The organism is Pseudomonas sp. MC6, from assembly GCF_054790575.1.
In genome coordinates this window covers 3,103,967-3,116,653 of record NZ_CP186504.1, presented here as the reverse complement: position 1 = coordinate 3,116,653, position 12,687 = coordinate 3,103,967, and the positions used below count along the sequence as shown (strand labels likewise).

Sequence of the window (12,687 nt, the reverse complement as noted above, 5' to 3'; positions counted from 1 at the left end):
GTCCAAATGTGGGAGCGAGCCTGCTCGCGAAAGCGCTCCCACAGTCACCTCATTCCTACTTGCCCGCGCCCGCATTGGCATACAGATAATCCGTCGCCAACGAGGCCAATGTTCTCACGCCTACCACCAGCGCCGACTCATCGACAAAGAACCCCGGATTATGATTCGGCGCGGCCTTGCTCATGTCTTGATCACGCGGTGTCACGCCGAGAAACACAAACAGTCCCGGTACTTCCTTGGCATAGAACGAAAAGTCTTCCGCGCCACCCACCAGCGGTGCATTCACCACATCGTCCTTGGCCGCCCACTTCAGCGTCGGCAGCATTTTTTCTGTCAGCGCCGGGTTGTTGATGGTCGGATCGTATTTTTCGATGATGGTCACGTCTGCTTTTGCACCGCCGCTTTCGGCGATTTTTTCCACGGTCTGGCGTACGTCGGCGTGCAGTTTCTGGCGGATGCCGTAGTCGTAGGAGCGGATCGTGCCGGTCATGTCGACGGATTCGGGAATGATGTTGTAGCGCGTGCCGCCGTTGATGGTGCCGATGCTGACCACTGACGGATACGAGGAGATATCGGTGCGGCGGCTGACTACAGTTTGCAGGCCGACGATGGTTTGCGCGCCGACGGTGATCGGGTCTATGCCGTCCCATGGGCGGCCGGCGTGGGTCTGTTTGCCGAGGATTTTGATGCGCAGGTCGTCGGAGCTGGCGAGGGTGGCGCCTGGGCGGTAGGCGATCTGGCCGGCGGGGACGCCGGCCCAGACGTGCAGGCCGAAGACCGCGTCGGGCTTTGGCGATTTCATCACGCCTTCCTCGACCATCATTTTCGCGCCCCAGGTGTTTTTGCCGTCGGGGATGAAGTCGCTTGGGCCTTCTTCAGCGGGCTGGAAGTAGAACACCACGGTGCCGGGTAATGTGTCGCGCATGCCCGTGAGAATTTTCGCTGTGCTCAGCAGGATGGCGGTGTGCGCATCGTGGCCGCAGGCGTGCATGACGTCGACTTCTTTGTCGAGGTAGGTGCCTTTGGCTTTTGAGGCGAACGGCAGGTCGGCGACTTCCTTGACCGGCAGCGCGTCCATGTCGGCGCGCAGGGCCACGGTCGGGCCGGGCAGGGCGCCTTTGAGGACGGCGACCACGCCGGTGCGGGCGACGCCGGTTTTCACTTCGAGGCCCATGGCTTTGAGTTGTTTGGCGACCAACTCAGCGGTGCGTTTTTCCGTGTTACCGAGTTCCGGGTGAGCGTGGATGTCGCGGCGGGTTTCCAGCAATTCCGGTTCGAGTTTTTGCGCCTCTTCGGCGATCGTTGTGCGGGTGCTTTCCAACGTCGCGGCGCCAGCGTGGCTGGCGAACAGGCTGAGCAGACCGGCTTGGGCAATGCGCGTCAGTTGCATCGGTTACTCCTTGATTATTGTTGTCGGGCTTCCCTGCCTGTGACTGCAACCGCGCGCCTGAGTGCTATTCCTTCGGCTGACCGCCACCGGCAGTGATTACTTGCACGCTCATGCGCGGCGTCGCCAGATCGAGCCCGGCTTCGTCGAGGTGGCGTTTGAGCGACAGGTTGAAGGCTCGGGACACTTCCCATTGTTTGATCGGTGCGGTCTTGAATCGCGCGCGCAGAATCGCGCTGCCGGATTCGAAGCTCTCGACACCCTGAATCTCCAGCGGCGACCAGATGTTGCGCCGCTGCAATGGATCGGTGCGCATCTTCTGGCCGACTTCACGCATCAGTTTGATCGCGTCGTCGATTTCCATGTTGTACGGCACCGCCACGCGGAAGATCGCGTAGCCGAACTCCCGTGAGTAGTTCTTGATGCTTTTGATTTCGCTGAACGGGATGGTGTGGACGATGCCGTCGATGTCGCGCAGGCGCACGGTGCGGATGGTCAGGCCTTCGACGGTGCCGAGGTGGCCGCCGACGTCGACGTAGTCATCGATGGCCAGCGAGTCTTCGATGATGATGAACAGGCCGGTGATCAAGTCCGCGACCAGCGACTGCGCACCGAAACCGATGGCCAGACCGATCACACCGGCACCGGCCAGCAGTGGCGTGACGTTCATGCCCATGTTCGCCAGGGCGACGATCAGCGCGATGATGAAGATCGCTACGAACAGCACGTTACGGATCAGCGGCATCATCGTTTGCGCGCGGGCATTCGCCAGACCTTTGCGCGAGCGGGTGAGGGCGTGGTGCACGGCGGTGTCGGCGAGGATCCAGATCAGCCAGGAGAAAATCAGCGTGCCGATCAGGCTGAACAGTTTGACGCTGACGTCATGCCCTTCGCCCTCGGCGAAACCGATCAGCGACTGGCCCCAGACGCGCAGGCCGAGTTCGATGAAGACCAGCCAGACCACCAGGTGCGCGAGGGTGTAGAAGAAGTTTTTCAGGCGTTCGGAGTACAGCGCGTGGCGTTTCGGCCCGCGTTGCGGTTTCAGTGAGTGGCGGCGCACGAGGCCGTTGATCACCATGCACATCACCAGCAGCACGGTGCAGATCAGTGACTGGCGCAAGGCGGTGCTGGTGTCGCCGGCGGAAACGAACGTGGCGAACAGCGAGATGCCGACCAGCACCAGCGCCGGCACGTACCAGAAGGTGCCGAGGATTTCGATGGTGTCGCTGAGGGCACGGCGGGTCAGGCGTCGCGACAGTGGCTGGTTGCGGATCAGGTGCGCGATCGGTCGGCGGAAACGCAGGATGAACAGTCCGGTCGACAGCGCCGCGAGGACATTGGCGATAGTGGCGGCGGAGTGCGCCAGATGCACGCCCAGACTTTCGATCAGGCGTGGATCGTTCAACGCCTCGCCGAACGCGGCGAAGCTGCCGATCAGCCACAGCGGCCGGAACGCCTGATGACGCAGGATGTACAGCGCGCGATGACGGTGCGGGCCATCGAGCAGGGAAAACGCTATCACGCAGATTGCCGAGAAACAGGTACCGACCACCAGCGCATAGGCCAACACCATCGCCAGGCTTTTGCCCAGTGACGACGGCAGCGCGTAGCTCATGTAGACGGTCATCACCAACGCGATCAGCCACGGCCCGAGCTTGCGTAACGCAAAGCGCAACATGTCGAGGGCCTTGGGGTGTTGCGGCAATTCTTCGGTAAGGCCGAAGCGCATGCGCACCCGATGGCTGAGCCAGATCAGTGCGGCGGCGAGCAGGCTCCACACCGCGAGGATCATGGCGAAGCCGAAGATGATCGGCAGCCACTCGTTGGCCGGCAGCATCATCGCGCTCAGTTCGTCCTTGGCCAGGTCGAACTCGTTGCCCCAGCGGTTGAGCGGGCTGTCGGCGCCGGTAAATTGTTTTTCGAAGTTGGACAGGGTGCCGCCGATCAAGCCGAGCACGCCTTCTTCAGGGCTGGCCTGAGCCTTTTTGGTGGCGTCGCGCAGTTTCTTCAGATCGGTCAGCAACTGTGCGCGTTGCTTGTCGTTTTCCAGCGACTTGATGACTTCGTCGAGGGACTGGCCGAGCGGTTCCTGGGCTTCCGGTTGGGCTTTGTTGGTGTTGAGCAGACCGGGCAAACCGACCGCGTGGGCGGGCGCCAGCGGCAGCAGCGTCATCAGGCAGACGAAGAACAGGCTGGGCAAAGCAAAAAGACGAGCGAACACTAGGCGGTCAACCTCGCAAGGGGCGGATTCGCTGGAGTGTACGAGGCCCACTAAAGCAATGCGAGCCGGGCGCGGATTTATTCGTTGAGTTTGGCGAGGATCTTGTACACCACGGTGGCGAGGATCGTGAGCATGCCGATCCACATGGCAAACACCCCGGCGTTCTTGTCACGGAAGTTGAAACCGATCGCCAGCAGGATCATTCCGCACAGGATGGGAATGAGCATGGCGTGGAACGAAGACATCGAGATCATGGAGACTGCCTTGTCGAAATGAATGATGTAAGTCTAGGTCGGTTTCTGCCGACCGCTATTGATCTGAGTAGGAGCTGCCGAAGGCTGCGATCTTTTGATCTTAAAAACAGAATCAAAAGATCGCAGCCTTCGGCAGCTCCTACAGCGAACAAGTAGTCCCGAATGGTTACGGCAATTCGCGGCAGGCGTAAAACGCGCTCAGCACTTTGACCAGATGCGCCAGGTCGTGGCTGCCACACAGTTCGCGGATCGAGTGCATGGCGAAGGTCGGCAGGCCGATATCGACAGTACGCACACCGAGGTGGCTGGCGGTGATCGGGCCGATGGTCGAGCCGCAGCCCATGTCACTGCGCACCACGAAGCTTTGCACCGGTACTTCTTCGGCCATGCACAGATGGCGGAAGAAGCCGGCGGTTTCGCTGTTGGTGGCGTAGCGCTGGTTGCTGTTGACCTTGATCACCGGGCCGGCGTTGAGTTTCGGGCCGTGGTTGGCGTCGTGCTTTTCTGCGTAGTTGGGGTGTACACCATGGGCGTTGTCGGCCGAGACCAGCAGGGATTTCTGGATGGTGCGGACGAACTCGTCACCTTCCGGCAGCAGACGGCGCAAGGTCTGTTCGAGCATCGGGCCGTCGGCACCGCAGGCCGAGCAGGAACCGACTTCTTCGTGGTCGTTGCACACCAGCACGCAGGTTTCGTCGGTTTCGGCGGTGAGCAAGGCTTGCAGGCCGGCGTAGCACGACAACAGGTTATCGAGGCGCGCACCGGCAATGAAATCGCCGTTGAGGCCGATAACCGCAGCACTTTGCGTGTCGTAGAAACTCAGCTCGTAATCGAGCACGACGTCGGCGTTCAAGCCGTGTTCGCGGGCCAGTTGATCGGTGAGCACGGCGCGGAAATCGACGCGCTCGTCACCGGCAAATTGCGCGAGGATCGGCGGTAGCTCGGTCTGCGCGTTGATCGCCCAGCCCTGATTGGCTTCACGGTTGAGGTGAATGGCCAGGTTGGGAATGATCGCGATCGGTGCCTTGAAGTCGATCAATTGGCTTTCGACTTTGCCGTCGCGGCGGAAGGTGACGCGGCCGGCCAGCGACAGATCACGGTCGAACCACGGTGCGAGCAGGGCGCCGCCGTAGACTTCAACGCCGAGTTGCCAGAAGCCCTGACGCTGCAGTTCCGGTTGCGGCTTGACCCGCAGGCACGGGCTGTCGGTGTGCGCGCCGACCAGGCGGATGCCGCCGTGCAGTGGCGAAGTGCGGCCCATTTTGATCGCGACGATCGAAGAGTCGTTACGGGTGACGTAATAGCGGCCGTTCGGCTCGGTGGTCCATGGCTCCCGCTCGTCGAGGCGCACATAACCGGCAGCCTCCAGACGCTGCACCAGACTGGCGGTGGCGTGGAATGGGGTAGGGGAGGCCTTGAGAAAGTCGATCAGGCCTTGGTTCAACTCTTCGCGCATAAGAAACTCCAGACAGCAATGGGCGGGAGTTTAACGCATCGGCCGGGGAATTGAATCTGCACCGGATCCCTGTAGGAGTGAGCCTGCTCGCGAAAGCGATTGATCAGTCAACATCAATGCTGAATGTGAAACCGCTTTCGCGAGCAGGCTCGCTCCCACAGGGGGCAGTGTGGTCTGTCAGAACGGCGCGGGACACTCGAAGCGCAGGCGTTCGCCGGTTTGCGGATGGGTGAAGCTGAGCATGCTCGCGTGCAGGCACAAACGTGGCCATGCCGCCAGCGCCTGCTCATGGGCGTAGAGCCCGTCACCAAGCAGCGGATGCCCGATCGACAGCATGTGCACACGCAACTGATGCGAGCGGCCGGTGATCGGTGTCAGCTCAACGCGACACCAGTCGCCGCAGCGCTCCAGCACACGCCAGAAGGTCAGCGCATGCTTGCCGAATTCGTGATCAACCACGTGGCGTGGTTTGGTCGGCGGATCATACCGCAGGGGCAAATCGATACTGCCACTGTCGAGTTCCGGCTGACCCCAGGCCAGTGCGGTGTAGGCCTTTTCGGTTTCGCGATCGTGAAACTGGCGCGACAGTTCGCGATGAGTGTCGGCGTCACGCGCGAGCAAAATGATGCCGGAGGTTTCCCAGTCCAAGCGATGGACGATGCGCGCTTCCGGGTAGCCGTTTTCCTGCAAACGGGTAATCAGGCAATCCTTGTTGTCATCGGCGCGACCGGGCACCGAGAGCAGCAACGTCGGCTTGTTCACCACCAGTACGGCGGCGTCCTGATGGAGGATGTGGATGTTGGACAGCGGCATTAAAACAGCCTCGTAACAAATGCCAACGGCGGTTCAGGGCCATTCCCGCATGGGATGGCCCTGAACCGCCGTCGTTCCTGCCAAATCGACTCAGCGATCAGGCAGGGTGATGTTGAGTTCCAGAATCGAGCAACTGCCCTGGCTTTCCAGTGCAACATGTACGTCGTCGTTGCCGATGTTGACGTATTTGCGGATCACGTCGACCAGTTCCTTCTGCAAGGCTGGCAAGTAATCCGGCGTGCTGCGCTGGCCGCGCTCATGCGCCACGATGATCTGTAGACGCTCTTTCGCTACCGAGGCGGTACTTGGCTTTTTGTTGGCACGAAAGAAGTCAAAAAGGTTCATTACCTACCTCCAAACAGGCGCTCGAAGAATCCCTTCTTCTCGACATCGAGGAAACGGTGGGCTTTTTCTTTGCCCAACAGGCGGTCGACGGTATCGCTGTAAGCCTGACCGGCATCGCTCTGGTCGTCGAGAATCACCGGCACGCCCTGGTTGGATGCCTTGAGCACCGCCTGGGATTCCGGGATCACGCCGAGCAGCGTTACCGAGAGGATTTCCTTGACGTCTTCAACGCCGAGCATTTCGCCCTTTTCAACACGCTCTGGATGGTAGCGAGTGATCAGCAGGTGTTCCTTGATCGGGTCTTCGCCACGTTCGGCGCGACGCGATTTGCTGGCCAACAGGCCGAGCATGCGGTCCGAATCTCGTACCGAGGACACTTCCGGGTTGGTCACGACGATCGCTTCGTCAGCGAAGTACATGGCCAGGTGAGCACCTTTTTCGATGCCGGCCGGGGAGTCGCAGACGACGAACTCGAATTGTTCCTTGAGCTCCATCAGGACTTTTTCCACGCCTTCGACAGTCAGCGCGTCTTTGTCGCGGGTCTGACTGGCGGCCAGTACGTAGAGGTTTTCCAGACGCTTGTCTTTGATCAGCGCTTGTTGCAGGTTGGCTTCGCCATTGACCACGTTGACGAAGTCATACACCACGCGGCGCTCGCAACCCATGATCAGGTCAAGGTTACGCAAGCCCACGTCGAAGTCGACGATCACTGTTTTGTGGCCGCGCAGAGCGAGGCCGGTACCGATAGCGGCGCTGGTGGTGGTCTTACCCACACCACCCTTGCCGGATGTAACCACGAGAATCTTGGCCAAGGTGTTTCACCCCTAAGGAAGAAGGACTTTTTAGCCCCTGAAAAACATCTCTTGAAAACTACTGCAGTCGGACAGCCTTGGCTGGAATTCGGCGTTGAGCCTTTTTCCTACTTCGTTTGAGCCGTTTTCGCTACGTTTTAGAGATGCTTGGAAAATGCGGCAGTATCCGTTAAAGCCGAATGATGTTCAACACGTCGCCCGACAGGCTGACCTGTACGCCCGAGCCCCACATAGGGTCGCGACGCAAATCTTCGGAAACCTTGTAATGACCGGCGATGGAGATCAGTTCAGCGCTCAATTGCTGACAGAAAATCCGTGCCTTGGTGTCACCCTTCACGCCGGCCAGCGCCCGACCGCGCATCGGGCCGTATACATGGATGTTGCCATCGGCGAGAAGTTCCGCCCCCGGACTGACCGAGGACACCACGACCAAATCGCCACCCTGCGCATATATCTGTTGGCCACCACGTACTGGCGTGGTGATGACGCGGGTCGGTTTGACCGTTGGTTCAGGAGGTTTTTCCGGTTTCTTTTTGACTTCGGCTTCCGCTGTTTCCAGCGGCCGCTCACGGGCGCCGGACGGCGGCAGCACCGGAATATCGATGGCGATGGCGGCGGCGATGTCTTCGATGCGGCTGGCGCGAATCGCCAGGGTGCGCAGGCCATGTTGACGACAGACGCGCATCAGGCCCGGCAGATCGACGGCGCCTTCGCTCGGCGGCAGTTTGTCCAGCGCCAGAACCAGCGGCGCGTTGCTGAAGAAGTTCGGCGCCTGGGCGACTTTGGCGGCCAGTTGCCGATCGAGGCTTTCGAGGTCGTTACGGGCCAGTTCCAGCACAGTAATGGCCAGCATGCTGCCCTTGAGCTGGAATACGGGATCTTGGTCTAACGGTTCGGTTTGGCTCATGTCGGCATACAACGGCTTGTCACTAAAAGTGCCGAGACTTATAACGAGAACGCCCGCAGGCCGCAAGCCGGGTCGAACGATGTAGAATGCGCGGCCACTGTATTTACGGAAGCTTTAATGGATCGCCCGCGTTTTCGAAAAGCATTTCTTGCTCCACGCTTCTGGCCGCTCTGGTGCGGTCTGGGGCTTTTATGGCTGATCGTGCAGTTGCCGTATCCGGCGTTGCTGACCATCGGTCGAGTTTTGGGCGCCTTGATGTATCGCGTGGCCGGCGACCGGCGGCGCATCGCCAAGCGCAATCTTGAGCTGTGCTTCCCGGAAAAATCCGCCGCCGAGCGCAAACGTCTACTCAAGGAGAACTTCGCCTCCACCGGCATCGCTTTCTTTGAAATGGCCATGAGCTGGTGGTGGTCGCGTGAACGTCTGGCCAAGCTGGCCCACGTTGAAGGCCTGGAGCATCTGCAAAAGGCCCAGCGCGAAGGCAAAGGCGTGATCCTGATGGCGGCGCATTTCACCACGCTGGAAATCGGCGCGGCGTTGCTCGGCCAGCAGCACACCATCGACGGCATGTACCGCGAGCACAAGAATCCGTTGTTTGACTATGTTCAGCGTCAGGGCCGTGAGCGGCACAACCTCGATTCGCTGGCGGTGGAGCGTGACGACGTGCGCGGCATGCTCAAGCTGCTGCGCTCCGGTCGGGCGATCTGGTATGCGCCGGATCAGGATTACGGCGCCAAGCAGAGCATCTTCGTGCCGCTGTTCGGCATTCAAGCCGCGACTGTTACGGCGACAACGAAATTTGCCCGTCTGGGCAAGGCGCTGGTCGTGCCGTTCACGCAGGAACGTCTGGCCGATGGCAGTGGTTATCGGTTGGTGATTCATCCGCCGCTGGAAGATTTCCCTGGCGAAACCGAAGAAGCCGACTGCATCCGCATCAACCAGTGGGTCGAGAGCGCTTTGCGTGCCTGCCCCGAGCAATATCTGTGGGCGCACCGTCGCTTCAAGAGCCGTCCACCGGGCGAGCCAAAGCTGTACGCCAAACGCGGTTGATTCACCCATCCTTTTAAGCACCATGGAGTGTTGCGATGAGCCCAGCTGAACCGGTCACAGGTTTGATTCTTTCCGGCGGCGGGGCTCGGGCGGCGTATCAGGTGGGGGTGCTGGCGGCGATTGCCGAATTGCTGCCGGTGGGCGCGGACAATCCGTTTCCGGTGATCGTCGGCACCTCGGCTGGGGCGATCAATGCGGTCAGTCTCGCCAGTGGTGCCACGGATTTTCGCGCTGCGATCGAGCGTCTCACCTTGTTCTGGCAGGGCTTTCGCAGTCATCGCGTGCTGCGCAGTGACTGGCCCGGGGTTATCCGTCAGGCCAGCCGCTTTGTCAGCCACAGCCTGCTCGGCCTCGGTCGGCAATTGCCGGTGGCGCTGCTCAACAGTTCGCCGCTGCGCGAACTGCTCAATGAAAAACTGCACATGCCCGGCATCGCCGAATCGATTGCGCGCAAGCAATTGCATGCCGTGGCCGTGACCGCATTCGGCTATGAGTCGGGGCAGGCGGTGACGTTCTATCAGGGCGGCGGCAAGATCGATTCATGGCTGCGCCATCGGCGCATTGGCGTGCCGACGCAACTGTCGGTGGATCACCTGCTGGCCAGTTCGGCGATTCCGTTGTTGTTCGCGCCGGTGAAAATTGGCGATGAATACTTTGGCGATGGCGCGGTGCGGCAATCGGCGCCGATCAGCCCGGCGCTGCACTTAGGGGCGAGCCGGGTGCTGGTGGTGGGTGTCAGCGGCAACCCGCGCGGGTTTGACCCGCAGCAGCCGCTGGAGCGCGCTTATACGGGGCAACAGCCGACGCTGGCGCAGATTGGCGGGCACATGCTCAACAGCACGTTCATTGACAGCCTTGAGAGCGACATCGAGTTGCTGCAGCGTCTCAACCAGTTCAGCCACTTGATGCCTGCCGGCACGCCGACGCGCGAGTTGGGCGTGGCACCGGTGGAGGTGCTGGTGATCTCGCCAAGTCAGCCGATCGATGAGATCGCGGCGCGGCATCGCCAGGAATTGCCGGCGGCGTTGCGTCTGTTTCTGCGTGGGCCGGGAGCGACCAAGACGAGTGGGGCAGGGGTGTTGAGTTATCTGTTGTTCGAGGCGGGGTATTGCAGCGAGTTGATTGATTTGGGGCGCAGGGATGCGTTGGCCAAGCGCGAGGAGCTGTGCCGGTTTTTGGGCATATCCGAGGCGGTGGTCCCGGCTTGAGATTTGTGGTGCCGCCATTCGCGAGCAAGCTCGCTCCCACAGGGTTCGGCGTCGTATGCGGCATTTGCATTCAACATAGAACCACTGTGGGAGCGAGCTTGCTCGCGAAGGCGTCCATACGGACGCCGCCGGATCAGAAGTGGAACTTCACCAGGAAGCTCGTGGTGCTCTGATTGGTCTTGAACGCACCGGTGTCGTCGATGCCGTACTTGTCTTTCCAGTAGTCGTATTCAACACCGACATACAACTGCTTCTCGCCGAAACTCAGCGCCTTGCCCAAGTCGTATTTGACCTGTGGGTTGAAGTGCAGGTTGGCGTGGTAATCGCCTTTGGAGTTGGAATCGTTGTCGGTGACCCAGTCCATGAAGCCGTCGATCAGGATGTCCGATTTGCCGACCGGGATGGTGTAGGACCAGACCGGGGTGATCTGCCAGACGTTGTCGCCGGCGCGAGCACCTTGGGTGTGGCGCTGGTAGAAGTTCAACTGGAAGTAGTCGAAGCCCGGAATCGCCAGATCGAAGCCTGGACCGATCAGGTACGACTCGGTGTCGCCTTCGCCGAACTCGTAAGTCATCGCCAGCAGAACGTCTTTGATCGGGCCGAACTCGATCTTCTGGTCGAGCACTTTGCCCAGCGAGATGCGCGGGCTGAACTCACCGTAGTAGGTGTTTGGACCGTTGCTGAAGTCCTTGCCACCGTTGTAGAAGATCTTGTCGAAGAAGAAGAAGTTGTCCCCATAAGTCCACGCGTCGGCGTGTTCGAAAGTGACGGTCTGCTGGATGCGCGGGTTGACCTGGAAGTCCTTGCCGTAGAGGTAGGTCAGGCTGTTGTTCTGCCACTGCAGCAGGCCCTCGGCCATGGCCTGGCCGCCGGCCAACATCGATCCCGCGAGCATCAGGCTGGTGCACATACGTTTCATTCGGTTGCTCCCAAAGTAGGTGTTCCACGTTTATTTTTTTTAAGATCGGCGCTCTGGTGTGGCGCCTTTTTTCATTGCTGCAAAAGTCATCCGATCGGTCAGCTTCGTTGCTGTTAGCAAGAGCCGAGCCAAGGCTTTCGAAAAGCAAAAAAACACCCGCTCGGCTGCTGAAAAACAGTCGATTGAGTGTGTTTTCGGGATGCCTCGGTACTGACCGGGGCCGGGATAAGTTGGCTTTTCGGTCAGGAATTAAATCCGGGCTTTTTTTTAGACCGAATTCATGAGGCCGCGGAGAATACTGACTCAACGGCCAGGTCTCAAGTGCCCCGCAACAGAGCACCGACGACAGGCATGGGGCACGGTTGCGGGCCATCTTAAAAGTGCACCTTGACCAGCAGGCTGGCGGTGTTCTGATTGGTGTCGAAGTTGTGCGTATTTTCGACGCCGTATTTATTTTTCCAGTAACTGTATTCGGTGCCGACATACAGTTGTTTGTGGCTCCAGCCCAAGGCTTTGCCGAGGTCATATTTGATCTGCGGATTGATGTGCAGGTTGGCGTGGTAGGTGCCGCGCGAGTTCTCATCGTTGTCGACCACCCAATCGAGGTAGCCGTCGATCAGCACATCGGAATTGCCTAAAGGAAAGCTGTAGGACCAGCCGGGGGTGATCTGCCAGATGCCGTCGCCGGGGCGCGGGCCTTCGGTCTGGCGGCGAAAGATGTTCAGGGTGAAGTAGTTGAAGCCGGGCACCTTGAGGTCGAAGCCTGGGCCGATCAGGTAGGCCTCGCTGTCGCCTTCGCCATATTCGTAAGTCATCGCCAGCAGCACGTCTTTGATCGGGCCGAACTCGAGCTTCTGGTCGAAGATCTTGCCGAACGAGAAACGCGGGGTGAATTCACCGTAGAACGCGTGCGGGCCTTTGTTCGCGTCTTCCTTGCCGTTGTAGAAGATCTTGTCGACGAACAGGAAGTTGTCGCCGTACTTCCACTTGTCGGCGTGCTCGAAGGTCAGCGTCTGCTGGATCGACGGGTTGATCGCGAAATTCTTGCCGTACAGATAGCTGAGGCTATTGGTCTGCCACAGCAGTAAATCGCCGGCCATGGCCTGACTCGCGGCCAGCAGGCCGCCACTCAACAAGATGTTGGTTTGCGTGCGAATCATCTGTTGCTCCCTCTTGTTTTTATTGTTTGAGGCGCAGAGCTGTTGCTTAGCCCTTGTGGGAGCGAGCCTGCTCGCGAAGAGGGCGTGTCAGTCGCCATCACTGTTGAATGACACACCGCTTTCGTCGGAACGCCGCCCGGAGCAGGCTCGCTCCC

Annotated in this window: 12 protein-coding genes; 2 read left to right on the top strand and 10 right to left on the bottom strand. The window is 60.0% G+C overall.

Features of this window, described 5'->3' with window-relative positions:
* Positions 1-55: 55 nt before the first annotated feature.
* The 8 genes from ACOYXE_RS13860 to minC form a co-directional block, all read right to left on the bottom strand.
* The gene (locus ACOYXE_RS13860) at positions 56-1,390 is read right to left on the bottom strand and encodes an amidohydrolase (RefSeq protein ID WP_460929651.1); all 1,335 of its coding nucleotides are present in this window, start codon (positions 1,388-1,390) and stop codon (positions 56-58) included.
* A 64-nt stretch (positions 1,391-1,454) separates the two neighbouring features.
* Positions 1,455-3,608: a mechanosensitive ion channel family protein gene (locus tag ACOYXE_RS13855; protein ID WP_160056972.1), complete on the bottom strand. Its 2,154-nt coding sequence runs from the start codon at positions 3,606-3,608 to the stop codon at positions 1,455-1,457.
* A 77-nt stretch (positions 3,609-3,685) separates the two neighbouring features.
* Positions 3,686-3,862, bottom strand: coding sequence for a hypothetical protein (locus tag ACOYXE_RS13850; protein WP_162835980.1), 177 nt, complete (start codon positions 3,860-3,862; stop codon positions 3,686-3,688).
* Positions 3,863-4,028: 166 nt separating this feature from the next.
* Positions 4,029-5,318: a M18 family aminopeptidase gene (locus ACOYXE_RS13845; RefSeq protein ID WP_034151767.1), complete on the bottom strand. Its 1,290-nt coding sequence runs from the start codon at positions 5,316-5,318 to the stop codon at positions 4,029-4,031.
* Between the two features lie 177 nt (positions 5,319-5,495).
* Entirely contained in the window at positions 5,496-6,131 is a 636-nt protein-coding gene (locus tag ACOYXE_RS13840; RefSeq protein ID WP_016982865.1) for an RluA family pseudouridine synthase, read from the bottom strand.
* 90 nt (positions 6,132-6,221) lie between these two features.
* Positions 6,222-6,476 carry a cell division topological specificity factor MinE gene (gene minE / locus ACOYXE_RS13835; RefSeq protein WP_003223146.1) on the bottom strand — a complete coding sequence of 85 codons (255 nt, stop codon included), beginning with the start codon at positions 6,474-6,476 and terminating at the stop codon, positions 6,222-6,224.
* Positions 6,476-7,288: a septum site-determining protein MinD gene (gene minD / locus ACOYXE_RS13830; RefSeq protein WP_007913953.1), complete on the bottom strand. Its 813-nt coding sequence runs from the start codon at positions 7,286-7,288 to the stop codon at positions 6,476-6,478. Before minD ends, minE begins: the two co-directional genes overlap by 1 nt.
* 169 nt (positions 7,289-7,457) lie before the next feature.
* Positions 7,458-8,195 (bottom strand): septum site-determining protein MinC, encoded by a 738-nt coding sequence (gene minC, locus ACOYXE_RS13825; protein WP_095114357.1) that lies wholly within the window; start codon positions 8,193-8,195, stop codon positions 7,458-7,460.
* 117 nt (positions 8,196-8,312) lie between these two features.
* Here minC and ACOYXE_RS13820 point away from each other — a divergent pair, with 117 nt between their 5' ends.
* Positions 8,313-9,245, top strand: coding sequence for a lipid A biosynthesis lauroyl acyltransferase (locus tag ACOYXE_RS13820; protein WP_095050911.1), 933 nt, complete (start codon positions 8,313-8,315; stop codon positions 9,243-9,245).
* Between the two features lie 35 nt (positions 9,246-9,280).
* A complete protein-coding gene (locus ACOYXE_RS13815) occupies positions 9,281-10,453 on the top strand; it encodes a patatin-like phospholipase family protein (protein WP_110721143.1) in 1,173 nt (390 codons plus the stop codon).
* A gap of 133 nt (positions 10,454-10,586) precedes the next feature.
* Here the strand turns inward: ACOYXE_RS13815 and ACOYXE_RS13810 are convergent, their stop codons facing one another.
* Entirely contained in the window at positions 10,587-11,372 is a 786-nt protein-coding gene (locus tag ACOYXE_RS13810; protein ID WP_122609080.1) for an outer membrane protein OmpK, read from the bottom strand.
* A gap of 374 nt (positions 11,373-11,746) precedes the next feature.
* Positions 11,747-12,532 (bottom strand): outer membrane protein OmpK, encoded by a 786-nt coding sequence (locus ACOYXE_RS13805; protein WP_460929649.1) that lies wholly within the window; start codon positions 12,530-12,532, stop codon positions 11,747-11,749.
* Between the last annotated feature and the right edge of the window lie 155 nt (positions 12,533-12,687).

Excerpts from the sequence above, each read along its gene's own strand:
- ACOYXE_RS13860 (WP_460929651.1), bottom strand. The coding sequence starts at position 1,390 with ATGCAACTGACGCGCATTGCCCAAGCCGGTCTGCTCAGCCTGTTCGCC.
- ACOYXE_RS13850 (WP_162835980.1), bottom strand. The coding sequence starts at position 3,862 with ATGATCTCGATGTCTTCGTTCCACGCCATGCTCATTCCCATCCTGTGC.
- ACOYXE_RS13845 (WP_034151767.1), bottom strand. The coding sequence starts at position 5,318 with ATGCGCGAAGAGTTGAACCAAGGCCTGATCGACTTTCTCAAGGCCTCC.
- ACOYXE_RS13840 (WP_016982865.1), bottom strand. The coding sequence starts at position 6,131 with ATGCCGCTGTCCAACATCCACATCCTCCATCAGGACGCCGCCGTACTG.
- minE (WP_003223146.1), bottom strand. The coding sequence starts at position 6,476 with ATGAACCTTTTTGACTTCTTTCGTGCCAACAAAAAGCCAAGTACCGCC.
- minC (WP_095114357.1), bottom strand. The coding sequence starts at position 8,195 with ATGAGCCAAACCGAACCGTTAGACCAAGATCCCGTATTCCAGCTCAAG.
- ACOYXE_RS13820 (WP_095050911.1), top strand. The coding sequence starts at position 8,313 with ATGGATCGCCCGCGTTTTCGAAAAGCATTTCTTGCTCCACGCTTCTGG.
- ACOYXE_RS13815 (WP_110721143.1), top strand. The coding sequence starts at position 9,281 with ATGAGCCCAGCTGAACCGGTCACAGGTTTGATTCTTTCCGGCGGCGGG.
- ACOYXE_RS13810 (WP_122609080.1), bottom strand. The coding sequence starts at position 11,372 with ATGAAACGTATGTGCACCAGCCTGATGCTCGCGGGATCGATGTTGGCC.
- ACOYXE_RS13805 (WP_460929649.1), bottom strand. The coding sequence starts at position 12,532 with ATGATTCGCACGCAAACCAACATCTTGTTGAGTGGCGGCCTGCTGGCC.